The 24,180-nt window shown below is 69.2% G+C and carries 21 protein-coding genes; 11 read left to right on the top strand and 10 right to left on the bottom strand.

All coding sequences use genetic code 11. The features are described 5' to 3' along the window. Positions 1-4 precede the first annotated feature (4 nt). Both IG75_RS0118710 and IG75_RS40620 read right to left on the bottom strand, forming a co-directional pair. The gene (locus tag IG75_RS0118710) at positions 5-418 is read right to left on the bottom strand and encodes a roadblock/LC7 domain-containing protein (RefSeq protein WP_030522784.1); all 414 of its coding nucleotides are present in this window, start codon (positions 416-418) and stop codon (positions 5-7) included. Continuing rightward, on the bottom strand, positions 415-4,143 hold the full coding sequence (locus IG75_RS40620) for a sensor histidine kinase (RefSeq protein WP_281630933.1): 3,729 nt from the start codon (positions 4,141-4,143) through the stop codon (positions 415-417). Before IG75_RS40620 ends, IG75_RS0118710 begins: the two co-directional genes overlap by 4 nt. A 389-nt stretch (positions 4,144-4,532) precedes the next feature. Between IG75_RS40620 and IG75_RS0118700 the strand changes: the two genes are divergently transcribed. The 4 genes from IG75_RS0118700 to IG75_RS0118685 all read left to right on the top strand — a co-directional run bounded on the left by IG75_RS0118700 (position 4,533) and on the right by IG75_RS0118685 (position 9,421). Then, positions 4,533-6,479 (top strand): AMP-binding protein, encoded by a 1,947-nt coding sequence (locus IG75_RS0118700; RefSeq protein WP_030522786.1) that lies wholly within the window; start codon positions 4,533-4,535, stop codon positions 6,477-6,479. 93 nt (positions 6,480-6,572) lie between these two features. Beyond that, positions 6,573-6,971: a hemophore-related protein gene (locus IG75_RS0118695; protein WP_051714716.1), complete on the top strand. Its 399-nt coding sequence runs from the start codon at positions 6,573-6,575 to the stop codon at positions 6,969-6,971. A 363-nt stretch (positions 6,972-7,334) separates the two neighbouring features. Then, the gene (locus IG75_RS0118690; RefSeq protein WP_030522788.1) at positions 7,335-8,054 is read left to right on the top strand and encodes a response regulator transcription factor; all 720 of its coding nucleotides are present in this window, start codon (positions 7,335-7,337) and stop codon (positions 8,052-8,054) included. A gap of 89 nt (positions 8,055-8,143) precedes the next feature. After that, complete coding sequence (locus IG75_RS0118685) at positions 8,144-9,421, top strand: sensor histidine kinase (protein WP_307688293.1); 1,278 nt, start codon at positions 8,144-8,146, stop codon at positions 9,419-9,421. A 93-nt stretch (positions 9,422-9,514) separates the two neighbouring features. On the opposite strand, the gene IG75_RS0118680 is transcribed toward IG75_RS0118685, so the two are convergent. From IG75_RS0118680 to pdxH, 3 genes are all read right to left on the bottom strand, one after another. Beyond that, a complete protein-coding gene (locus IG75_RS0118680; RefSeq protein WP_030522790.1) occupies positions 9,515-9,874 on the bottom strand; it encodes an FKBP-type peptidyl-prolyl cis-trans isomerase in 360 nt (119 codons plus the stop codon). Positions 9,875-9,902: 28 nt separating this feature from the next. Continuing rightward, positions 9,903-11,201, bottom strand: coding sequence for a citrate synthase (locus tag IG75_RS0118675; protein WP_081876987.1), 1,299 nt, complete (start codon positions 11,199-11,201; stop codon positions 9,903-9,905). Between the two features lie 372 nt (positions 11,202-11,573). Then, on the bottom strand, positions 11,574-12,293 hold the full coding sequence (gene pdxH, locus IG75_RS0118670; RefSeq protein ID WP_030522792.1) for a pyridoxamine 5'-phosphate oxidase: 720 nt from the start codon (positions 12,291-12,293) through the stop codon (positions 11,574-11,576). Positions 12,294-12,353: 60 nt separating this feature from the next. Between pdxH and IG75_RS0118665 the strand changes: the two genes are divergently transcribed. Then, on the top strand, positions 12,354-13,508 hold the full coding sequence (locus IG75_RS0118665; RefSeq protein WP_030522793.1) for a citrate synthase 2: 1,155 nt from the start codon (positions 12,354-12,356) through the stop codon (positions 13,506-13,508). Positions 13,509-13,521: 13 nt separating this feature from the next. Here IG75_RS0118665 and IG75_RS0118660 read toward each other — a convergent pair whose 3' ends face one another. Continuing rightward, positions 13,522-14,235, bottom strand: a complete 714-nt coding sequence (locus IG75_RS0118660; RefSeq protein ID WP_245713312.1) for a hypothetical protein — start codon at positions 14,233-14,235, stop codon at positions 13,522-13,524. Positions 14,236-14,298: 63 nt separating this feature from the next. Here IG75_RS0118660 and serC point away from each other — a divergent pair, with 63 nt between their 5' ends. From serC to IG75_RS0118645, 3 genes are all read left to right on the top strand, one after another. Next, positions 14,299-15,423: a phosphoserine transaminase gene (gene serC, locus IG75_RS0118655; RefSeq protein ID WP_030522795.1), complete on the top strand. Its 1,125-nt coding sequence runs from the start codon at positions 14,299-14,301 to the stop codon at positions 15,421-15,423. A 223-nt stretch (positions 15,424-15,646) separates the two neighbouring features. Beyond that, positions 15,647-17,095, top strand: a complete 1,449-nt coding sequence (gene sepH, locus IG75_RS40285) for a septation protein SepH (protein ID WP_245713311.1) — start codon at positions 15,647-15,649, stop codon at positions 17,093-17,095. A gap of 172 nt (positions 17,096-17,267) precedes the next feature. Further along, complete coding sequence (locus IG75_RS0118645; RefSeq protein ID WP_030525816.1) at positions 17,268-18,050, top strand: DUF6928 family protein; 783 nt, start codon at positions 17,268-17,270, stop codon at positions 18,048-18,050. An 11-nt stretch (positions 18,051-18,061) separates the two neighbouring features. Here the strand turns inward: IG75_RS0118645 and IG75_RS0118640 are convergent, their stop codons facing one another. Continuing rightward, complete coding sequence (locus IG75_RS0118640) at positions 18,062-18,370, bottom strand: DUF2537 domain-containing protein (protein WP_051714715.1); 309 nt, start codon at positions 18,368-18,370, stop codon at positions 18,062-18,064. Then, positions 18,367-19,179: a TrmH family RNA methyltransferase gene (locus IG75_RS0118635; RefSeq protein ID WP_030522799.1), complete on the bottom strand. Its 813-nt coding sequence runs from the start codon at positions 19,177-19,179 to the stop codon at positions 18,367-18,369. The genes IG75_RS0118640 and IG75_RS0118635 overlap by 4 nt, the downstream gene beginning before the upstream one ends. 69 nt (positions 19,180-19,248) lie before the next feature. On the opposite strand from IG75_RS0118635, the gene IG75_RS0118630 reads away from it, so the two are divergent. Beyond that, the gene (locus IG75_RS0118630; protein WP_030522800.1) at positions 19,249-19,650 is read left to right on the top strand and encodes a YccF domain-containing protein; all 402 of its coding nucleotides are present in this window, start codon (positions 19,249-19,251) and stop codon (positions 19,648-19,650) included. 74 nt (positions 19,651-19,724) lie between these two features. Here IG75_RS0118630 and IG75_RS0118625 read toward each other — a convergent pair whose 3' ends face one another. Then, on the bottom strand, positions 19,725-20,174 hold the full coding sequence (locus tag IG75_RS0118625; RefSeq protein WP_036514519.1) for a MarR family winged helix-turn-helix transcriptional regulator: 450 nt from the start codon (positions 20,172-20,174) through the stop codon (positions 19,725-19,727). Positions 20,175-20,222: 48 nt separating this feature from the next. On the opposite strand from IG75_RS0118625, the gene IG75_RS0118620 reads away from it, so the two are divergent. Next, on the top strand, positions 20,223-20,462 hold the full coding sequence (locus tag IG75_RS0118620; RefSeq protein ID WP_030522802.1) for a DUF2530 domain-containing protein: 240 nt from the start codon (positions 20,223-20,225) through the stop codon (positions 20,460-20,462). Further along, positions 20,459-21,226, top strand: a complete 768-nt coding sequence (locus IG75_RS0118615; protein ID WP_245713310.1) for a TetR/AcrR family transcriptional regulator — start codon at positions 20,459-20,461, stop codon at positions 21,224-21,226. Before IG75_RS0118620 ends, IG75_RS0118615 begins: the two co-directional genes overlap by 4 nt. 5 nt (positions 21,227-21,231) lie before the next feature. Here IG75_RS0118615 and IG75_RS0118610 read toward each other — a convergent pair whose 3' ends face one another. Beyond that, the gene (locus IG75_RS0118610) at positions 21,232-24,057 is read right to left on the bottom strand and encodes a sacsin N-terminal ATP-binding-like domain-containing protein (protein WP_030522804.1); all 2,826 of its coding nucleotides are present in this window, start codon (positions 24,055-24,057) and stop codon (positions 21,232-21,234) included. Positions 24,058-24,180: the final 123 nt, after the last annotated feature.

The following is a 24,180-nucleotide window of genomic DNA, read 5'->3' as shown; positions in this document are numbered from 1 at the left end:
ACCATCAGGAACCCATCGTGACGCGTGGAGTGGCCTGAACTGTCTGGCCTACGCGTTCGACCAACAAAGCCATCTCGTAGCCGACCTGTCCGATATCACAGGACGTATTGGTCAGGACCGCGAGATAGGACCCGTCGCCCACCGCCATCAGCAGCAGGTAGCCGTGCTCCATTTCGACGACGGACTGCAGAACCGTGCCGCCTTCGAACAGATTGGACACACCCACCGAGAGACTCGCCAGTCCGGCCGTGACCGCCGAGAGCTGCTCGGCGCGGTCGACCGGTAGTTGGGCACTCGCCGCCATCAGCAGGCCGTCGGCCGAGACCAGAACGGCATGGGCTACGCCAGGAACCTCGCCTGCGAAGTTCGAAACCAGCCAATCCAACTGACGGTTCGTACCACCTAGTTCGGGGTTCATCGGTCTCCTTTGTCTCCGGTTAGGTTCATTGCTCTCATTGCGCGGCCATCCCGAACACCTTGCTGGTGCCGACTCAAACTAGACCGGATCGTTTCGGGATTGCGACTCGGCGTCCGTTCCTGGGCGCCGCTGACAGCGCCGGGTACCAACCGGACACCCGGATTACGCTGCGGCAGACCGGCCGCGGTGCGGGTCTCGGGCTCGGCCTCGCTGGCCCGCCGGGCCGCCGTCCAGCCCTCGTCGCCCGGGGAGTCGAAGGATGCGACGGCCTGGGAACGATCGGAGTCCGAATCCGACAGCCATGCCGACATCATCTCCGCGAAGATGGGCGTCCCGCCCAGCACGCTGTCCGTCTCCTCGGCCGGCTGCAGCCGGGTCTGGAAGAAGGACGCCGTTTTCGCGGGATTGGACTTGTAGCTGTGCCGTCCGGGTTCCCGCGCGGCCGCCGGGCCCTCGGCGGGCTCGGCCGCCCGGGGTAGCGCGACACCCGGCGGGTTGTCGAACCGTTCGGCGGTGTACCCGCCCGGTTCCCGGCGCGGCAGCGCGCCCGGCTCGGCGGGCGGGGCCTGCCGCCTCGGCGCCGCGGTATCCCGCTGCGGCAGCGTGTTCGAGCGTTCCCGGGCCGTATGACCGCTGTCGGCCGGCGCTCCGCGCTGCGGCAGACCGCCACCGGCGGCCGGCCGCTGGGGAAGCCCGTTGCCCGGTGCTTCCCGGCGCGGCGGCAGCGCGCCCGGGCGCTGCGCCGGCAGTTCGCCGGAGCGCTCCCGGGACGGCAACCCACCGGTCGCCGCCGGGCCGCGCTGGGCCGGCAACTCACCGGAGGTATCCCGCTGCGGCAGGCCGTTGGCGGTGTCCCGCTGCGGCAGGCCGGACGCGGTATCCCGCTGCGGCAGGCCCGAGGCGGAATCCCGCTGCGGCAGGCCCGAGGCGGAATCCCGCTGCGGCAGGCCCGAGGCGGAATCCCGCTGCGGCAGGCCGTTGGTTCCGGGCTCGCGCCGGGTGGGCAGTCCGCCCGACGCGGATTCGGCGGCGGGACGCGGTTCCGGTTCCCTCCGCGCCGGACCGCCGGCAGCCGGCCCTCCGCGCTGCGGCAGCCCGGAGGCTCCGTTCTCGCGGGCCGGGGCGCCGTTGGTACCCGGATCCCGTTGCGGCAGACCGCCCGGACGCTGCTGGCCCGGCTGACGCGTGGGCAACGATCCGGCCGGACGCGGCGGCGCGGTGGTTTCCGACGCCGTCTCGGTGGGACGCTCGCCGGCCGGGCGAGCGGGCACGGCGTCCCGGCGGCTACCGGGCGCTCCATTCGCGCCGGGCTGGCGCTGCGGCAAACCGCCCAATCCGGCCGGGCCACCCGGCTGCGGTGCGCCGGCGGTGCCGGGCTGCCGCTGCGGCAGCCCGCCGGGGCCGGTCTTGGTCTCCCGCGGCGGCGGACCGCCCGCGGTCGATTCGCCCGGGATACGCGGCGGCAGGGTCGGTGTGGCGCCGCCGCCGCTCGGTCCCAGATTGCGTTTCGGCAGGCTGGCCGCGGCGAGTTTGCCGCGCTGCGCGGTGCTGCCCGCGCTGGCCTCCCGGAGACTGGTGGTGCCCTGCTCGCCCTCGCGCGTGCCCCCGGCCATCGCGCTACCCGGCTGTCGCTGCGGCAGTCCGCCCGCGCCCAGCGGCGCGGGAGCGGCCGGACGTTCCGGCGGCTTGGGCCGTTCGACGGCCGGCAGCGGTCCGCTCATGCCGGGGTCGACGGTCACCATCATGTTCCCGGCGGCCGTACGGCTGATGCCGCGGGTCTGCATCGACGGTCCGCCCGGCGTATTGCGCAGCGCGGCCGCGGCGGCCTCGTCGGGCGACTGTTCCGGCTTCTTCTTCGCGGTGTCGTTCGGTACGACGGCCTGCGGCCCGGAACCGGTCGCCAGCGGCAGGATCTGGGTCTCCCCGGCGACGATCAGGCTCATCGGGACGTGCACGGTGACAGTGACACCCGGATCGCGCGCGGTATCGAAGGTCGGCCGCAGCCGCACGTTGAGGCCGTGCCGTTCCGCGAGCCGGCCCACGACGAACAGACCCATGTGGCGGGCGGTGTCCGGACCGGGTTCGGCGGTGCTCTCGAGCCGGCGGTTGATCTCGGCCATCTCGCTCGGCGGCATACCGATACCGCGGTCCGCGACCTCGATGAGCAGGCCCTGGTCGTGTGCCTGCGCGAAGGTGAACTTCACGTCCGTCTCCGGCGGCGACGCGCGCAGGGCGTTGTCCAGGAGTTCGGCGAACAGATGCGCCATATCGGAGGCGGCCGGTTCGATCAGCGCACCGCGCGGGGTGGCGCCGAGCTTGACCCGCTCGTAGTCCTCGACCTCGGAGATCGCGGCGCGCAGGACGTCGGCGATCTCGACGGGGGCGGATTTGGCGCGACGCTGTTTGGTACCGGCGAGAATCAGCAGGTTGTCGCCGTTACGGCGCATACGCGCGGCGAGGTGGTCCAGCCGGAAGAGATTCTCCAGCAGGCGCGGATCCTTCTCGTCGTACTCCATCGCCTCGATGAGGCTGAGCTGATGGTCGACGAGCGATTTACTGCGGCGGGCCAAGGTCTCGAACATATCGTTGACCTGGGAACGCATCTGGGCCTGATCACTGGCCAGGCGCAGCGCCTGACCATGGATATCGTCGATCGCACGCGCGAGCTGACCGATCTCCTCCTCGGACCGGATGGGCATCGGTTCGAGGGGCACTTCCTCCGGCGAGGCACCGGTACGGAGCTGGGCGACCTCGTCGGGCAGATCGCTTTCGGCGACCCGCAGGGCGGCCAGGCGCAGCCGGTGCAGCGGCACGATCATCGACCGGGCCACGAACACCGCGAGCAGCAGGGCCGCCAGGATCGTCAGCAGCACGACGATCGAGTAGATGACCGCATCGGAGAGGGCCTTGTCGGCCATCGCCCGCACACCGTCGTCGATCGAGGAGGTGGCCTCGGCGATCAGTTTGTCGGTGGTCCCGGTGCTGTCCAGCAGCGACTGCCGGGCCTCGCCCAGCGGCAGCCGACCGGCCTGGGCCTCGGGGGTCTCCAGCATTCCGGCGCGGTTGTCGATGCCCTGGCGCAGGATCGCGATATCGGGATCCTCGGCGTTGTAGCGCTGGCTCAGGATGTTCAGCAGTGCGCGTTCGGTATTGGTCGCGGTGCGGTAGGCCTGCTCACCGGATTCCTGGTTGCGCAGCAGCTCCGCCGCGGCCGTGATCTCACCGACCATCGTGGACCGCAGGTTCAGCGCGTCGACCAGCCGGAGTTTCGCCGGATCGATCGATGCGTCACCGATCTCGCCGAGAATGGCCTCCACGGCCCGGACACCCGCGTTACGGGCCTTGTCGAGAACCTGGACGGCTTCGTCCGGCGGCAGATTCGACGGCGCCATACCGCCGGCGCGAACTCCCTTGGCCTGATCGATCATCTCCGTGAGCGCCTGGCGCGCGACCGGTAGATCGTCGAGTTCGCCGAGCGCGGATTCGGCCGCGGCGATCGCCTGGTCCAGGGAGGTCAGGTTGTCCTCGGTGACCATCGACCGGCCCGGCGCGATGGCGATCACCTGAGAGCCCGCCGTGGCGGACGTGGCCGTACTGAGATCGAGGACGGAAGGAACGATACTGACGTTCTCGGAGGCCGAACCCAGTCGGTTCGCGTTGCTCCATTCCGCCGAAATCCTGGACACGCCGAGTCCGACCGCGACCGCCAATGGCACAGCCAGCACGGCCGTAACCTTCCAGCGAAGGTCCCAGTTACTCAGCGCCCAGCGCTTCGTGCCGGACCTAGCGGCGTCACGCATTCCCACTCACTTTCCAACCTGGCCCCAGCCATGCTCCATCAGCGGAACTCCACACTCGCATAGTGGCTCGACGGGTGGAGCTGCCCGTGGGTCGCGGCTGGCCGAGAAATTGCGTCTACGACGGACCGAATTTGTGTCATCAGATTCTAACGGATCAATAACTTCTTGGTGTACTCAGCCCGGGTTCACGCACATTGACCAGCCGGTTACAGGCATAAGCCATGGTCGCGACACCCGACGGGGGGTCGCGTGAAGTCTGCCACAATCGTGCTGATCTATCGAGGCGAGGATTGCTGCGAGGCTAGGGAGCACGGGTGAACGCGAGGAACGAGTATCGACCGGTCTATCAGACCAGCCTGGTCGATCCCGCCGAGTTCTGGACCCGCGCGGCCTCGGCCGTCGATTGGGATGTGCCCCCTGAGCAGGCACTCGACACCGATCGCCGGACTTCGCGGTGGTTTCCCGGCGCGCGGCTCAATACCTGCTACAACGCGCTCGACCGGCATATCGACGCCGGCCGGGCCGACCAGGCGGCATTGATCTACGACTCGGCGATGACCGGCCGTAACCGCGTTTACAGCTATGCCGAACTGCGCGACGAGGTCGCGAAATTCGCCGGTGCCATGCGTGATCTCGGGGTGACCGCCGGTGACCGGGTCGTGATCTATCTGCCGATGATTCCCGAGGCCGTGGTCGCGATGCTGGCCTGCGCCCGGATCGGAGCCGTGCATTCGGTGGTGTTCGGCGGATTCGCCGCCCCCGAACTCGCCGCCCGGCTCGACGACGCCGAACCCGTCCTGATCGTGACAGCGTCAGGGGGACTGGAACCGAACCGGACCATCGCCTACCCGCCCATCGTCGACGAGGCCCTCGCACTGGCCGAGACCACCGCGCCACGGACCGTGCTGGTGAAACAGCGTGCGGACTTCCCACCGCACAACCACGACGGGAATCCGGCCGTCGACGCGGCCGTGCGGTGGCTGGACTGGGACGCCGTGGTCCGCGACGCCGAACCCGCGGCACCGGTTTCCGTCGCGGCCACCGATCCGCTGTACGTGCTGTACACCTCCGGAACCACCGGTAGGCCGAAGGGCGTGGTCCGCGACAACGGCGGTCACGCCGTCGCGCTGACCTGGTCGATGCGCAATATCTACGATGTGGGGCCGGGGCAGGTCATATGGGCCGCCTCCGATGTGGGCTGGGTGGTCGGCCACTCCTACATCGTCTACGCGCCCCTGCTGGCCGGTGCCACGACGCTCCTGTACGAGGGCAAACCGGTGGGCACACCGGATGCCGGCGCATTCTGGCGGGTGGTGGCCGAACACCGGGTGCACACGCTGTTCACCGCGCCGACCGCCCTGCGGGCCATCCGCCGCGCCGACCCCACCGCCGCATTCGCCCGCGACCACGACCTCAGTTCGCTCCGTTCTCTCTTCTGCGCAGGTGAACGACTCGATCCCGCCACCTACCGGTGGGCCGCGGACACGCTGCTCGCCGACCGCACGGACTGCCCGGTGGTGGACCACTGGTGGCAGACCGAAACCGGCTGGCCCATCTGCGCCAATCCGCTCGGGCTGCAGCGGCTACCGATCAAACCCGGCTCGGCCTCGGTACCGGTGCCCGGCTACCGGCTGCGGGTGCTGGATTCCTCCGGCAACCCGGTAGCCGCGGGAGCCGAGGGCAATATCGTCATCGGCCTGCCACTGCCCCCGGGCGCGCTCACCGGCCTGTGGCACGACGACGAGCGCTATCAACGCTCATACCTTTCGGCATATCCCGGCCATTTCCTCACCGGCGATTCCGGATATTTCGACGAAGACGGCTACCTGTTCGTCCTCGGCCGCAGCGACGACGTGATCAATATGGCCGGACACCGCCTTTCCGCGGGCAGTATCGAAGCGGCGGTCGCCGGCCACGACGCCGTCGCCGAATGCGCGGTGATCGGGCTGCCCGACGAACTCAAAGGGCAACGGCCCATCGCTTATGTCGTCCTCAAAGCCGACGCCGTCGTCGACCCCGAAACGTTGCGCGACGAATTGAGCGAACGCGTCCGCAAACAGATAGGTCCGGTCGCCGGCCTGTACGACGCCGTCGTGGTACCCGCCCTACCGAAAACCCGCTCCGGCAAGATACTGCGCAAAACGATCCGCCAGATGACGGCGGGCGAAAACTACGAAATACCCTCCACCATCGAAGATCCCGGCGTCCTGGACGAACTCGCCCGGATCGTGCGACCCGCCCAAAACTCAAACTCCTCTTAAGAAATCCTCAGAGGCCGGCCATGACGGCACAATACGGTCTGAGGCAGTCCACGAGCCCCGGCTCGACACGACACGGTAGGAGGCAGTAACTCTATGGCACACACGACGACCCGGCTTCGCGGCACGCTCCGCCCGCTCACCCTCACCTTGGGCGCCGCCGCCGCGGTTACCGCGTTCCTGAGCCCCGCGGTCGCCTCCGCGGCACCGACGGATTTCGCCGAACCGCTGATCACCAGCGACTGCTCCTTCGCCCAGATCGATGCCGCCCTGCACGACCAGGCTCCGGAACTGGCGTCGATGCTGGACAACAATCCCGGTCTGAAGGCGCAACTGCAGAGCAAGTTCGATCAGCCGGTCGAACAGCGCCGCGCGGAACTGCAGCAGTACATCGACGAGAACCCCGAACAGGCCCAGCAGGCCGAGAACGACCCCCAGGCCGAGCAGCTCCGGACCACCCTCCAGGGCGTCGCCGACACCTGCCACAGTTACTGAGTTTTCGGCGGCGCCTTCGGCGCCGCGGGGTTGAGGCCCCTTGGTCTCGCCGTTTCGGCCTCGGGACTCGAGCTTCGCTCATGCGATTGCGGTGGGCCATCCATAGAGAGCGACCGTTGAGCGCCTACGGCCAAGGGGCGAGATGGGCCTCAACCCTTGGAGCCGTCTCGTAAGTCTCGGCACATGCGGGTTGCGTCGGCATTCGACGACCGGATCGGATGCCGACTCGACCGCCCGGCCGACCCGGCGTCTGATCGCCTTACAAACAGCAGCGCCCTGTCGGTGCCGAGTTCGGCGAGGCCCTGAAAGGGTCGAGGCGCCGGAGGCGCGCCAATAGACACCGCCGGAGGCGGCGCGGAGATAATGGACGATGTGACGGAGCGGATCAGCAGTCCGGCGGTCCTCGTTGTCGATGACGACGAGGATGTTCTCTCGTCGGTGGAGCGAGGTCTGAGATTGTCCGGGTTCCGGGTGAGTGTCGCCCGGGACGGGGCGGCCGCGCTGCGTGCGGTGTCCGAGGAGGCGCCGGACGCTGTCGTCCTCGATATGAACATGCCCGTGCTGGACGGGGCGGGGGTGGTGACGGCCCTGCGGGCGATGGGGAACGAGGTCCCGATCTGTGTGCTGAGCGCGCGCAGTTCCGTCGGTGACCGGATCGCGGGCCTGGAGTCGGGCGCCGACGACTATCTGGTCAAACCGTTCGTCCTGGCGGAGCTGGTGGCGCGGATCAAGGCACTGCTGCGGCGGCGCACCGACACCGCCACCGCTGCCGGGGATCCGGATATCGTCTCGGTCGGTGCGCTCCAGGTGGATACGGCAGGTTATCGGGCGATGCTGAACGGCCAGCAGATCGAGCTGACCAAACGTGAATTCGAACTGCTGTCGACCCTGGCGCGTAACGCCGGTGTGGTGCTGAGCCGGGAACGGTTGCTGGAACTGGTGTGGGGCTACGATTTCGCGGCCGATACGAATGTGGTGGACGTATTCGTCGGCTACCTCCGCCGCAAGTTGGAGGCCGACGGCACCGCCCGGCTGCTGCACACCATTCGCGGCGTCGGGTTCGTACTGCGAGAAACGAAGTGATCGGCAGTACTTCCCGGCGAAGACGCCGCCGATCGTATTCGCTGCGCACCCGGGTTTCCGGGGCGGCGGCGGCCGGGGCGGTGCTCATCGTGGCAGTGGTGAGCGCGATCGCCGTCCCCGCCATCGAGCACAACAACCTGCAGCAGACCGATCAACAGCTGCGGATCGCTTCGCGGTTGGTGCTGATCGAGCCGGTGGTGGCCGTCGGGGTGGTGAACCTGCTCGGTCCCGACCGCGATATGGCGCTGACCGTCCGGGACGAGGACCGGGTCCTCGCCTCGAGTTCTGTCGAGCTGCCGGATCTGGAGCCGGGCACGAAGACAATCCCCGTGGACGACACTCCTTACCGGGTGCTGACCACCACGGAGAATCAGCCCGCCGGCCGCTCGGTTTCGCTGGGTATCCCCGCGGCGGAGGCGGCCGAGATGACCGCCGAACAGCAACGCTGGGTGCTCTTCGGAGGTCTGCTCGCGATCGCGGCCGCGGCCGGTCTCGGCTGGTTGTTCGGTGGGCGTGCGGTCCGGCCGATCGTGGTGCTCACCCGGCAGGTCGGGGCACGCACCGGGTACGGCGACGACACGCCCGAACCCGTCGGCAGTTCCGGAGTGCTGGAGGCCGAACAGCTGGCCGACGCGGTGAACACCATGCTGCGCCGGGTGGACCAGGCACAGACCGAAACGGCTGCCGCGCTGGAGACCGCCCGGGATTTCGCCGCGGTATCGGCGCACGAACTACGCACCCCGCTGACCGCGATGCGCACCGACCTGGAAGTGCTGGCGACTCTCGATCTGGACGAATCCCAGCGCGCCGAGATCTTGGCCGATCTGCAGCGCAGCCAGGGCCGGGTGGAGACCACGCTGGCCGCGCTGGAACGACTCGCCTCCGGCGATCTGACCTCCGAACGCGACCATATCGATACCGATGTCGCGGAGCTGCTGGATCAGGCGGCCCACGACGCCATGCGCCACCATCCCGGAGTGACCGTCCGGATAGATACCGACGCCGAACTCGTCACCCGCGGTCTGCCCGCGGGCCTGCGCCTGGCGGTGGACAATGCCGTCAAGAACTCCGTCAGACACGGCGGCGCCACCGAGGCGCTGCTGTCGGCCCACCGCGAAGCCGACGACACCATCGTCATCTCGATCGACGACAACGGGCACGGGCTGGCGCCCGAGGAACGCGAAACCGTTTTCGCCCGCTTCGCCCGCGGCAGCCGTGCCAGCAAGGGCGGATCCGGCCTGGGGCTGGCCCTGGTCGCCCAGCAGGCCCAGCTGCACGGTGGGCGGGCCTATTTCGACGACGGCACCCTCGGCGGGGTCCGGCTGGTACTGGTCCTGCCGAACCGTGTGGTCACGGGGTCGGCGTGAACGGACTCCGGCCGGAAACGCGAACTCGGCCCCGGAGCCGCAGCTCCGGGGCCGAGATGTGTTGCAGAGGGGGCGTTCGCCCCGCAGGCGGACCTACTTGGCGTCCAGCAGGTCGATCACGAAGACCAGGGTCTTACCGGACAGGTGGTGACCCCCGCCCGCCCGGCCGTAGGCCAGTTCCGGCGGGATGGTGAGCTGGCGACGGCCGCCGACCTTCATACCCGGAATTCCGTCCTGCCAGCCCTGGATCAGGCCACGCAGCGGGAAGGTGATCGATTCGCCGCGATTCCACGAGGAGTCGAATTCCTCGCCGGTATCGAATTCCACACCGACGTAGTGCACTTCGACGGTACCGCCGGGAACGGCTTCCGGGCCTTCGCCGACTGTGATGTCCTTGATGACCAGTTCGGTGGGCGGGGGGCCCGCCTGAAATTCGATCTCCGGTTTGCTCATGCCTTGAATCCCCTTCGATTCAATCGATTCAGCGGTTGGTGATTTCGGAATAGTCCCGTGCACCATAGCCGGTGTAGATCTGCCGCGGACGGCCGATCTTGATGGCTTCGCTGTGCATTTCCCGCCAGTGCGCGATCCAGCCCGGAAGCCGGCCCATGGCGAACAGCACGGTGAACATGCGGGTCGGGAAGCCCATGGCCTTGTAGATGACGCCGGTGTAGAAATCGACGTTCGGGTAGAGCTTGCGCTCGACGAAGTAATCGTCGGTGAGCGCGGCCTCTTCGAGGGCCTGGGCGATATCGAACAGCGGATCGCTGCCGAGCTTGCTCAAGATGGTGTCGGCGTGCTTCTTGGCGATCGCGGCGCGCGGGTCGTAGTTGCGGTAGACCCGGTGCCCGAAGCCCATCAGCTTCACACCGTCTTCTTTGTTCTTGACCTTGCGGATGAATTCCTTGACGTCACCGCCGGCGGCGAGGATACCGTCGAGCATTTCCAGTACCGCCTGGTTGGCGCCGCCGTGCAGCGGGCCCCACAGCGCGTTGATACCGCCGGAAACGGAGGTGAACAGGTTGGCGTCGGAGGAGCCGACCAGCCGGACCGTGGAGGTGGAGCAGTTCTGCTCGTGGTCGGCGTGCAGGATGAGCAGCATATCCAGGGCGGCGGCGATCTCCGGGTCGACCTGGTAGGGCTCGGCCGGGAAACCGAAGGTCATCCGCAGGAAGTTCTCCACCAGCGACAGCGAGTTGTCGGGGTAGAGGAACGGCTGGCCCACCGACTTCTTGTACGAGTACGCGGCGATGGTGGGCAGTTTGGCCAGCAGCCGGATGGTGGACAGTTCGACCTGTTCGGGATCGCGGGGGTCCAGCGAGTCCTGGTAGTAGGCCGAGAGCGCGTTGACCGCCGAGGAGAGGACGGGCATCGGGTGCGCGTTACGGGGGAAGCCGTCGAAGAAGCGCTTCAGGTCTTCGTGCAGCAGGGTGTGCCGGCGGATCTTGTCGGTGAAATCCTCGAGCTGGTCCTGGGTGGGTAGTTCGCCGTAGATGAGCAGATAGCTGACCTCGATGAAGGTCGAGTTGTCCGCGAGCTGCTCGATCGGGTAACCCCGGTACCGCAGAATGCCCTCTTCGCCATCGATATAGGTGATGGCCGATTTGGTCGACGCGGTGTTGACGAAACCCGGGTCGTAGGTTGTATATCCCGTGCTCGCCAGCAGCTTGCCGAGATCGATACCGTCGTTTCCTTCGGCGGCCTGCGCGATCGTCATTGGGTATTCGCCACCGGGGTAGGTGAGAACCGGCTTGGCGTCATTTATGTGATTCTCCGGCACGGAAGGTTCCCTCTCAGGCTTAAGACCGTCGGCATCGCATGCGGTCGGCACACGGTGCGTTATCGGTAGACGCTAGTCCTTGCTCCGGTGGGACCGGCGGGGAGGGTACCCGCGCACCGATCCCACAATCCGCCCGCGCGGGCGTGGGATTCAGCGGTTCGCCTGCCGGTCGGTAAGGCTGTGACCGGGGAAAATGCTCGTGAGATTCGATCCCGGCCGGTTGTGGACAACGCCCATGCCACATCCACGGAAAGCGCCGCTCGCCACCGCCCACAGAACGTACCCACCAGCCTGTCGGCGAAACCGTGCGAAACATCACCGGCGGAGATGTAACGGGCCTGGACACGACCGGTGACCTGCCCGCTCGCTTCATCACGGCTGGAGACGCCGCACCGACATACCGGCGTCGTCGATACGGACCACGATCCGGTTGTGCAGCCGCCCGCGCTGCCCCTGCCAGAACTCCACCTCGTCGGGATGCAGCAGATAACCGCCCCAGTGCGGCGGGACGGGCACCTCGTCCACCGCGGCGAAACGCCGGGTGGTCCGTATCAGCTGTTCGTCGAGCTCGGCACGGGAGCCGATCGGTTCGGACTGACGCGAGGCCCACGCGCCGAGCTGGGATTCCCGCGGCCGCGACCGCCAGTACCGCTCGGTCACCTCGGCAGGCACCCGGTCCACCCGGCCGCGGACATGGGCCTGGCGGGCCAGCTGCGGCCAGAGGAAGGTCGCCGAGGCGTACGGCGTCGCCGCGAGCTGGGCGCCCTTGGCCGACTCGTAATTCGTATAGAAGATGACGCCCTCCGGTGAAAGGCCCTTGCAGAGCACCGTGCGGGTCACCGGCCGGGCGTCCGCCCCGGTCCCGGCGAGGGTCGCGAGCACCATGGCATTGGGTTCGGCGATCCCGGCGACGGTCGCCTGTTCTATCCACAGCCGCAGCAGCGGCTCCCAGCCCCCGGCCACCGAGAGTTCGTCCAGTTCCGTGTCGTGCACACCCAGCAACGGTCCCGAGTTCCGCGAACCCGGATGCGCCGCACCGTATTCGGCACGCATCGCGCCGAGATCGGCACCCGTCTCCTCCACATCGGCCATGGGCCAGACGTTACTCCCGGGTAGCTCGGCGCTAGAGTTCTGTTGAGAGGAGAGTCGCGTATGACCACCAATTCCGCGGTATCGGGGTCCGGCGGGGTGCCGGACGATTTCGTCAGCGGCCTGGAGGGGGTGGTCGCGTTCACCACGGAGATCGCCGAACCGGACAAGGACGGTGGCGCGCTGCGCTACCGCGGCGTGGACATCGAGGACCTGGTCGGTAACCGGGTCACCTTCGGCGATGTCTGGGCCCTCCTGGTCGACGGCGAATTCGGGCACGGCCTCCCACCGGCCGAACCGTTCCCACTGCCGGTACACACCGGCGACGTACGTGTCGACGTCCAGGCCGGCCTGGCGATGCTCGCCCCCATCTGGGGCTATCGGCCGCTGCTGGATATCGACGACGCCATCGCCCGGGAAAACCTGGCCCGCGCCTCGGTGATGGCACTGTCCTATGTGGCGCAATCGGCCCGCGGCATCTACCAGCCCGCCGTACCGCAGCGCCGCATCGATGAATGCACCACGGTCACCGACCGCTTCATGACCCGCTGGAAGGGCGACCCCGACCCGCGCCATACCGAAGCCATCGACGCCTACTGGGTCTCGGCGGCCGAACACGGTATGAACGCCTCCACCTTCACCGCCCGGGTCATCGCCTCCACCGGCGCCGATGTGGCCGCCTCGCTCTCCGGAGCCATCGGCGCCATGTCCGGGCCGCTGCACGGCGGCGCCCCCGCCCGGGTCCTGCCCATGATCGAAGAGGTGGAACGCACGGGAGATGCCCGCGCGCTGGTCAAGGGGATCCTGGACCGCAAGGAGAAGCTGATGGGCTTCGGCCACCGGGTCTACCGGGCCCAGGACCCGCGCGCCCGGGTCCTGCGCGATACCGCCGCCCGCCTGGCCGCGCCGCGCTACGAAGTGGCCGCCGCCCTCGAACAGGCGGCCCTGGCCGAACTCCGCGAACGCCGCCCCGACCGCGCCATCGAAACGAATGTCGAATTCTGGGCCGCGGTCATCCTCGACTTCGCCGAGGTCCCGGCCCATATGATGCCGGCCATGTTCACCTGCGGCCGGACCGCCGGCTGGTGCGCGCACATCATGGAGCAGAAGAAACTGGGCAAGCTGGTCCGGCCGGCGGCGATCTATACCGGCCCGGGTCCCCGGAAACCGCAGGACGTCGCGGGGTGGGGCGAGGTACACACGGTTCGGTCCGCGTAGCGGGACGGGGCCATCACCTTCGTTCGGGTTCGGCTTCCCAGTCGATGGCCACCGATTCTCCGGTGTCCACGGCGAAGAACGCTGCTTCCAGTTTGGCGCCGAGATCCAGGAGCCCGATGGCCGCCAAGGGGACCGACTGGACCACCCTGACGCGCCAGGGGCCGGGTTCGTCCCAGGCGCTCAGCTCCAGGTCCAGGCGCAGGACCGGGTCGTCGCAGCCGCAATAGTCGGCGTCCACCGCGGTCACCGCCAGGACCGTGGCCTCGGCCCGGCGCCCCTCGGCGAGGATCTTGGTCAGGCCGGCCCGGCCGGGGTCGGTATCACCGGGGAGATACAGCACCATGCGGTCGCGGTCGTCGGGGTCGACCCGGCAGCACACCAGATCGCCCGGCCGCATGCGGTCCAGTTCGGCGCCGGAGACGCGCTGGCGTACCTGGGCCTCGTAGGGCGGCAGCCCGGGCAGCCGGACGCGGACCCGGAAGGTGTAGCCGGGCTCGGTCCGGCGGGTGCGGGTCGCCAGCACGGTCGCCGAACCCGCCGTTCCGGTGGCCAGCAGATCCCGGCGATCGGGTCCGGTGGGGGCTTCGCCGCGACGCCGGAAGCGGCGCGGGAGCAGGTCGCGCAACCGGGTGAGCGGCCCGGGCGAACCCGGGAGTTCGCTCCGGCCCCGCGCCCGGCTGTCACCGGATCCACCCTCGGCAGCGCCCCTCGGCGACCGCATGCTCATACCCGTTCACGTTAGCCGGAGTGTGGTACGCGGCACAGCAACGGCGCGGCTACGCTGTTCGCCATGACCAGTGCGTTCCCGACCATCCCCGAAGACCTCAAGCCCGCCGACGGTCGTTTCGGCTGCGGTCCGTCCAAGGTTCGCCCGGAGCAGCTGCAGTCCCTGGTGGAGGTGGGTGCCTCGGTATTCGGCACCAGCCACCGTCAGAAACCGGTCAAAGATGTGGTGGCCCGGGTCCGTTCCGGGTTACGGGACCTGTTCTCCCTCCCGGAAGGCTACGAGGTCGTCCTCGGCAACGGCGGCACCACCGCGTTCTGGGACGCTGCCGCGTTCGGTCTGGTCCGCGAGCGTTCCCTGCACCTCACCTACGGCGAGTTCAGCGCCAAGTTCGCCAGCGTCACCAAGAAGAACCCGTTCCTCGGCGACCCGATCGTCGTCTCCGCCGATCCGGGCAGCGCGCCGGAGCCGGTCGCCGACCCCGCCGCCGACCTGATCGGCTGGGCGCACAACGAGACCTCCACCGGTGTCTCCGTGCCCGTGCAGCGGCCGGCCGGTTCGGAGAACGCGCTCATCGCCATCGACGCCACCTCCGGCGCGGGTGGGCTGCCGGTGAGCATCGCGGACGCCGACGTCTATTACTTCGCCCCGCAGAAATGTTTCGCCGCCGACGGCGGGCTGTGGATCGCGCTCATGAGTCCGGCCGCGCTGGCGCGGGTGGCGGAGATCAAGGAATCCGGTCGCTGGACCCCGGACTTCCTCTCGCTGCCGATCGCCATCGAGAACAGTCTCAAGGACCAGACCTACAACACCCCGGCTCTGGCGACCCTGCTGCTGTTCGCCGACCAGATCGATTGGCTCAACCGCAACGGCGGTCTGGACTGGGCGGTGAAGCGCACCCTGGATTCCTCGTCACGGTTGTACGCGTGGGCCGAGGCCAGTGAATTCGCCACCCCGTTCGTCACCGATCCGGCGCACCGGTCCCAGGTGGTGGGGACCATCGATTTCGCGGACTCGGTGGACGCCGCCGCGGTGGCCAAGACGCTGCGGGCCAACGGCATCGTCGACACCGAGCCGTACCGCAAATTGGGCCGCAACCAATTGCGCGTCGGGATGTTCCCGGCGATCGACCCCGAGGACGTCGGACAACTGACCCGCTGCATCGACTGGGTCGTGGAAAACCTCGGCTGAGACGAGATCACCTGCGGGTTCGGGCCCGTCGCGCGTGTCGCGCGGCGGGCCCGCCGACGTCTTAGGGAATCAACTTGATACACAAGGGAATAGAGCAGATTAGCGGTAGATGACGCCCACAGGGTACATTTCGATGCCGCGTGTCTTGCCACACGAATCCCAGAAGTGCACTACTGTTCCAGAACGTGGGCGGTATCGCGAGCGACGCGATAAGGAGGTTACGGTGCGTGAACTTCGAGTGATCGGGGTGACGCCCGACTCCGCCCATATCGTGTGCGTCGACACCGAAAGTGGTCAGAAATTCCGGCTTCCCGCCGACGACAAACTTCGTGCCGCCGCCCGCGGCGACCTTGCCCGATTCGGCCAGATCGAGATCGAAATGGAAGCTACTATGCGTCCTCGCGATATCCAGGCTCGAATCCGTGCCGGCGCCTCGGTCGAGCAGGTGATGCAGGAATCGGGTATGCCGGTGAGCCGGGTGGAGCGGTTCGCCTATCCGGTGCTGCTGGAACGGGCCCGCGCGGCCGAACTCGCGCAGAAGGCGCATCCGATCCGTCCCGACGGCCCGGCCGTGGAAATCCTGATCGATGTGGTGACCGCTGCTTTCACCGCGCGCGGGCATACCCTCGACAACGCCGAATGGGATGCCTGGAAGGACGAGAAAGGCTTCTGGGTCGCCCAGTTGCAGTGGCAGAACGGCCGTTCGGAGATCGCCGCGCACTGGCGCTATCAGCCGGACGCGCACGGCGGCAGTGTTTCCCCGCTCGACGATCCGGCCACCGATCTGATCGATCCGGATTTCGGTCGCGCGCTGCGTGGTCTCGCCTCGATACTGCCGGTCGAATCCGAGCCGGCGGCCGCGGCCGAACCGGTGGCCGAGCCACGGCGGGAACCCGCCCGGGCCGCCGCCGTCGACGACTACTACGAGCAGCGTGCCGTGGCCGCCGGCGGTACGACACCGCTGCCCGCCACCGCGACCCCGCTCGCCCCCGGCAGCACCCGGCCGGGTGGCACGGCGCTGCCCGCGGGCACCCCGGCGGCGAGCGCACCCGCCGAAACCTACCGTCCCCCTGCGGATACCTACCGGCCCCCGGTTGAAACCTATCCGGTCCCCGCCGAACCGGCTCGCCCCGCGACGCCGCGGCCCACGCCGGCCCCGGCAGCCGCCCCGCCCGCGATGCCCACCCCCAAGGCCGAAATACCGCCCGCCCCGGTCGAAACCGCCGCCCCCGAACCCGCCGCACCCGACCCCGCCGCCGCGGCCGCAGTCGTTCCATCGGCACCCGAGCCGGCACCGGCTGCCGTCGCGCCCGAACCGGCTCCCTTGGCGGCCGCGCCTGCCGCGCCCGCCCCGGTGGAGGCGCCGCAGCCCGTGCCCGCGGCCGCCGAACCGGCCCCCGCCCCGGAACCCGCGGCGGCTACGGCGGAAACCGCCGCACCGGCCGTCGCCGAGACCACCGCCGCACCGGCGCCCGCGGAAGCCGATACACCGGAGGCTCCCGCCGAGGAACCCGTCGCCGAAACACCGGATCCCGAACCGGCCGAGACGAAGCCGGCGGCCAAGAAACCTCCCGCCAAAGCCACGAAGCCCGCGCCCCGGACAAAGCGCGGCAAGGCGCCGATGCCGTCGTGGGAGGACGTCCTGCTCGGCGTCCGCAGTTCGGGTCACTGACCACTGCGGACCGGCGTGTTACCCCGCGCAACCGCCCGGATCATCCGTTTGCGCGAGTAAGTTCGGTGTATACGGCGACGCGGTCCGAGGATTCCGGGGCCAGCCCGGACGACGACAGCAGTTGCGCCGCGGAGTTCGCGACCTGGTTTCGTGCGCTATCGGAGGTGGACCGATGCTGTCCAAGGTTTCATCCGTGTGGTACGTCGATACCCCCGACCCGCCGGCGGTGCTACGCGCCGACCCGGACCCCGATCCGGACGCGGCCTACGCGCTGGCCCGGCAACTCCATCCCGACCTGGACATAGAACCCACCGAATCGGTCACCCTCGGCGACGTCGACGGCCCGGACGCCGACGAGGTCTATATCGGCAGCTATCCCGGACTCACTCTGCTGTGCAGTTCCTACGCCGCCCGGGTACAGCCGACCGCCATCCCGGAGCTGCTGGTGCGGCCGCTCGCCGAAGAGCACACCTATCTGGTGTCGTTCGATCTCGAATACGGCTGGGGCGCGTTCGCACACTGGGAGCGCGGCGAACTGCGCCGGGCGTTCAGTTCCACCCGGCTCAATATCCTGCAGGATCACGGTCTGCCGCATATCTGGGAGCGGCCGCACTGGGCGGGCGAACATCCGATCGCGTGGCGGCTCGGCGAACTACCCGATCCGCTGGTCCTGCCGTTCGATCCCCCCGGTTTCGCCGATACCGCCAACCACGAATGGCTGGGTTTCCGGTACTTCCCCGCGGCCACCGCGGATCGTGAGCTCGCGGCCGGCGCCGGTGCTGCCCGCCCGGTGGATCCCAAGGACATCCGGGTCTGCGGTTTCCGGTTACGTCCCCGCGGAGATCGCCCGGACGATCCGGAACCCCCGCAGCCGAACAATCGGGTCACGCACGAACGAAAAGGCCTGCTGTCCTGGCTGCGCGGACACGAAGCCGCCGTGGGCGCCGATCAGTAGCCCGGTCCCGGTCACACAGAGAACAGCAGGCCGATCCAGGCCAGCGCCACCCCCGTACTCGCGCCGGCCAGCACCCAGCGGGTCACCGGACGCGCCCGCCAACGCCACACGGTGGGCGCGACCCCGCCGACCGCGACCAGATTCACCGCCAGTGACAGCACGGGGTGCACCCGGGCGAGCGCCGCCCCGAAGGCGAATACACCGACAGCGGTCAGCGCCGCCACCAGAACGGCGACCGTGATACCCGCCGCCCACGGGGTGGGTTCACCCGGCGGGCCGGGCCGCCGGCCGGAACCGGGGCTTCCGAGCGCCGAGGTCACGACGCCCGCACCCGCTCGTAGAACGCCATCGCCGCCGCTGTCGCCACGTTCAGCGAATCGGTTCCCGCCGACATCGGTATCCGCGCCCGCACATCCGCCGCCGCCATGGCTTCCTCGGTCAGGCCGGGGCCCTCGGCACCGAGCAGCAGCGCCACCCGCTCGCCGGTGAGCGCGGCGGCGAGCGTCGGGGCCGCCGGGTCCGGGGTCAGGGCCGCCACCCGGAACCCCCGGCGCCGCAGCCGGTCGAGCCCGTCCGGCCACTCCGGTACCCGGGCGAACGGCACCCGCAGCGCATGTCCCATCGAAACCCGCACGGACCGACGGTACAGCGGATCCGCGCAGCGATCGCCGAACAGGATCGCGTCCACTCCCAGACCGGCCGCGTTGCGGAACATCGAGCCGAGGTTCTCGTGGTCGTTCACGCCTTCGAGTACCGCCACGGTGGTGGCAGCGGCGATGATCTCGTCGAAATCGCGTTCGGGCGGCCGGTGCGCCACCGCAAGCACACCCCGGTTGAGATGGAACCCGACCACCTCGGCCATCACTTCCGCCGAGGCCCGGTAGAACGGCACATCCACCACCGCGAGTTCGGGCGCGAGTTCCTGCCACCGCTTGTCCACGCCGAGCAGCGCGTGCGGCCGGAAAGGCGAATCCAGCATGCGCCGCACCACTACGGTTCCCTCCGCGATGACCAGGCCCTTTCCGCCGGGCCGATCGGGTCTGCGGTCGGCAGCCTTCAGATCGCGGAAATCGTCGACCCGCGGATCGTCCACACTGTCCACCTCGAGAACCACGGCCACGGCGCCCATCCTGCCAACCCCCGCCACCGAGGGTCCGTGGTGGGTGCGCTCGGCGCCGCTTTAGGGCATGCTCGAAATATGAAGCCGATCCAGCTCCTGCTCAATATCCTGTGGCTCGTCCTCGCGGGGTTCTGGATGGCGCTGGGCTATTTCCTGGCCGCGCTGATCTGCTTCGTCCTCATCATCACCATCCCGTTCGGGGTCGCCGCGCTGCGCAACGGCGTCTACATGCTGTGGCCGTTCGGCCGCACCACGGTCGAGAAACCGGGTGCCGGCGCGGGCGCGCTGCTGGGCAACATCATCTGGTTCGTGGTCGCCGGCTGGTGGCTGGCCCTGGGACATCTCGGTACCAGCATCGCCCTGGCCTGCACGATCATCGGAATTCCGTTCGCCTGGGCGAATCTCAAACTGATTCCGCTCGCCCTGTTCCCGCTGGGCCGCGAAATCGTCGACAGCGACCGGCCGTTCGCGGCGCGCTGAGGTCGCGGCGCAGGGGGCCGCGGGGGACCTCCGGCCCGAAGGGCTCGAGGCCCCGGCCGCCGACCGCTACCGCTTCACTCCGAATCGGCGACGATCTGGTTCATGATCGCGACCGCCCGTTGCAGATCCTCGAGCTGATCGGGTTCCAGACCCGCGAGCTGGGCGCTCATCCAGGCTTCCCGGGCACTGCGCTCATCGGCGAGCAGCGCGTGCCCGGTCGTGGAGAGCGATACGATGATCTGCCGGCCGTCGGTCGGATGCGGGTTGCGCTCCACCAGACCGAGATCGGTGAGTGAGGCGATCACCCGGGTCATCGAAGGAGGCTGGACTCGTTCCTTGGCCGCCAGCGCACCGGGCGTCATCGCGCCCTCGTTGCCGAGGGTGGCCAGGACCGAGAGCTGGGTCAGCGAGATCTGCGATTCCGTCCGCCGTCCCCGTAGATGCCGCGTCAAGCGCACCACCGCCAGCGAGAGGTCGCTGGCCAGCGCCCGCACATCCGAGTGGGTAGTCACAAAGTGAACCATACGTGACACACGTCGGATCGGCGTGCGTACAGCGGTTACGCTGATCGAATGAACCCGCAGCTCCCGCAGTTCCCCTCGTGGCTGACCGACCCCCGGCCGGTCCTCGCCCTCGGGTGCGCGCTGTTCGCCGTCGCGACCGCGGTGGTCTGGCTCAGCGGGCCGCGGTGGGAATCCGCTCGCCCGGTATGCCTGATGGGTTTGGCGGTCGGACTGCTCGGGTACATCATCTTCGCGGTACAACGCCGCGGTGCCCGGCGCGGTGACAAGGGCGCACAGACCGGGTTGTGACCGTCGAAGCCGGGCTTCCCGGCACCGGCGGCGACATCGTCGGAGACAGCAACCGGGAGTCCGATCGGACCCTCGGTGGTCGAGTGCTGCCCGCCGGGGAATTGACTGTTCGGGCCTCTCGGGCCAAACTCGCTCAGGTGTCCTCCCGATTGAGCGTCGAAGAACGACGGGCCCACCTTATCGAGGCCGCGATCGGCCTTGCCGAGAAAAAGGGGGTCGCGGGGGTGACCACCCGCGATGTCGCTCAGGCGGCGGGTGTCTCGCTAGGCGTGGTGCACTACTGTTTCGAGAGCAAGGACGCGCTGATGACCGAGCTGGTCAAGGCGTTGTCGATGGAGCTGCGCGATTCTGTGGACGCCAACGAATCGGTCTGGCAGGAAGCCGGCAGCGGCAATACGGCGCTATGCGATCTGCTGCGCGCGGGACTGGAACTCATGTGGCTCAATATCGAAGCCACACCCGAACGTCAGCTGCTCACCTACGAGACCACCACCTACGCGCTGCGCGAGGGCGAACAGACCCCCGCGAAACTGGCGATCGCCCGGGAACAGTACGCCTTCAACGATTCCACCGTCGCCGATATCCTCGATCACGCCCGCGACGCCACCGGGAGCGTCTGGACGGTTCCGGTGGCCCAGCTCTCGCGTTTCACGCTCAGCGTGATCGACGGCCTCGTCCTGCGCTGGCTGGTCGACAACGACAGCGAAAGCGTGCGCACCCAACTCGATCTGCTCGCCGCGGCGCTGGCCGGGCACGCGGAATAGCCCGGTCAGGCGGGCCGGCCGGGGCGCCGCACATGGGTGGTCGAACCGTCCTGCCACCACGGCACGGTGACCGTCCGAGTGACCGCGCCCGTCAGCCGGATACACAGTTCGTCGTGCAGGATCAGAGGTCCGTCCTGCGGTGGCAGGTCGAACAACCGGCGCAGCACCACGCCCAGCGGCTCCCCCGCCCAATCGGTTTCGTGACCCGGGCCGACCACCTCCGCGTCGACCTGTTCGGAGACCAACGGCAGATCCAGCAGCAGCGCGAGGTCGGCGGCGGTCGCCGGATCGGCGGCCACGAGCCGGTCCGCGGGCACCGCGAGGCCGAACCAGGGCCGGTCCAGCACCAGGGCGTCCGCGGCGTCGATCACCGCTCCGGACAGGGCCCGGACGCGATCGGGCGGATCGAGTGTGCCGAGATCCAGCCGCGGCACCGCGGCGCCGAGCCGGGCATGGACCAGGGCGACCACCTCGGGTGCCGGAGTCTTCTCGCTGTCGGCCAGCGCCGCCAGCAGCGCTTCGACGAGGTCGCGATCCAAGGTCGCGGGGGCGGCGAGACAACCGCGCAATGCGTCGAGGTCGGCCGTGGACAGGCCGGTGATCGGGAGTTCCGGCAGTAGTCCGGTGAATTCGGTATCCGCCGGATGCCGGTAGCCGCCCAGCGCGATGCCGTCGATCCGGGCGTGGTGGCGCAACCACCACGCCGTGTAACCGTCCGGGTCACCGAGCAGCGGCCGGGTCCGTTCCGTGGTGAGCAACCGCCACAGCGCCTCCGGCCAGGCCGCGTCGTCCACCAGATCCAGGTCACGCACGGCGACCAGTTCCGCGGGGTCCTCGGCGAGCCCGGACCACCAGGTCTCCTCGTCGTCGAGGTGATGGTCGGGGCCGGTGGGGTCGGTTTCGGTGACCACCCCGAAATCCCATCCGACACCGATCGCCCGGAGCGCGTCGGCACCGTATTCGGCGACCACCTCCCGCGCGACTACCCCGAACGGCGAATCCGGGACCAGGAGTTCGATCAAGGGGGCCTCGGGGAGCAGCAGTTCGTCGGCCGGGCGCGCGCCACCGGTACTGTCGGGGAGTTCGAGCAGGCCGAGCCAGTCCGGCAGGTCGGCCGGAGCGGCCGCCGCGGCCAACCGGAGCACCGCCTCGATCGTCTCCGGATCGTCGGGGTGCTCGGTCAATTCCGCCTGTAAGGCGGGATCCGACAGCAGATCCGCGATCCGCGCCCGCTGCGCACCGAGGCGTGCCAGCAGCGGATGCGACGCGTCCGGATGCACCAGCCGCGCCCAGTGCACCGGAACCGCCGCGGGCAGCGCCGTGAGTTCGTCGTCCAGCACCACCGTCCGCGGACCCGTCACCGACCTCCCGTCGGCGAGGGGCACCGCCAGGGCGCCGAGTTCCTCCACCGTCAGCGGGTCGGTGACGAACGGTTCCAGCGCGGAGTAGAAAGCGAACCACCAGGCAGGCGGTCGTTCCAGCCCGGCGGACAACTCCGCCAGCCGCGCCGGGCCGAGCCGGTGCACCTCCAGCGCCGCGAGTGCCTCGGCGTAGCGGGCACCGGACAGTTCCGGGACCACCAGCGGATCGAGTACACCACCCAGCAGCCCGGACAGTTCGGGCGTGAGATCGGGGAATACGCTCGCCCGCGCGGGTACGGCCACCCGGTCGTCCGCGGCGTCTTCGCGGGGGGTTTCGCCGAGTCCGGCGTCCGCGGGCGCGGCGACCACCGGCAGCCAGGTACCGGTTCGCAGTTCACGCAGGATCGCCTCGCGCAGGAGCCCGTCGGTCTCGCTGCGCGCGAATCCCGGAGTCGGTACCAGCACGAGCCGGTACCGCCGGGGCAGCGCGCGAGCGAAATCGGCGTAACCGGTGGCGAGTTCGGCCGGCTGATTGCCCGGCAGCACGCGTCGGCGGTCGGGTTGCATCGGAATATCGGCAATCAGTACCGCCGGTAGGGACAGCTCTTCGTCCGAACGGGTCGGTGCCCGCAGCACGTCGGGCGCGGCGGGCACCGGGATCCCGTCGCGCAACGGCAGCAGCCAGCGCGCCCGCGCGGTCCGGTATTCCCACCACACCTGTTCGGTGCCGGAACCACTGATCCGAAACTCGCGTACTCCCGCGCACCCCGAATCACGGGTCTCGGCGCGCACCACCTCGTCACCGATCCGGATCTCGCGCAGCGCCGGCAACTCCAGCAGCAGGTGCGCGGCCTCGGCCCGCATGGATTCCAGCAGTGCGTCCGGGTCGATTCCGGCACGCAGCGACAGCACGATCTCGGTATCCGCGCCGGCGGCCGGGGCGGCGGTCACCGGCCAGGTGAGGCGCAGCACGGGCGGCGCCGGCACATCCCCCTCGCCCGGGGCCGGAACGCCGGTCGCGCGCAACGCCGCACCGGTCAACTCCCGGGAGAAACGCAGCGAGCCACTGGTGGAGCGGAATTCGAGCTCGTCGGAGACCGTCAGCACAGCCGTGAAACCGACACCGAACCGTCCGGTCTCCCCGCCACTCCCGGATTTCCCCGACGCCCGCAGGGCCGTCAGCGCGTGTACCCCGGCGATATCCAGCGGCGCGCCGGTATTGGCGACCGAGAGAGTCCGGCCCGTGCATCGCACGGTGAGCCGGCCCGGCACCCCCGCCTTCACCGCCGCGTCCGCCGCATTCTGCGCCAGTTCCGTCAGCAGGCGATCGCGGTAGCCGGCGCGCACCAGGTCCGCCTCGGTAGCGGCGTCCTCGCGCAGCCGGGTCGGGGAATCCCGCCAGGCGGCCAGTACCGCGGCACGCAGGTCGGCGGTGCCGAAGGGATCCGCGGTACCGGCATCTGTTTCCACTGGCCCGAACGTATCGCCCACCGCACCGGTCTCACTCACGCGAGACAGCGTACGTGCCCGGACGGACCGGGCGTGCCGCGCACAACGGAGGGCGGTCGGCTACCGGCCCGGGCACCGCGCCGA

Source organism: Nocardia rhamnosiphila NBRC 108938, from assembly GCF_000720425.1.
Lineage (GTDB): Bacteria > Actinomycetota > Actinomycetes > Mycobacteriales > Mycobacteriaceae > Nocardia > Nocardia rhamnosiphila.
This window is presented reverse-complemented; position numbering and strand designations above follow the sequence as displayed.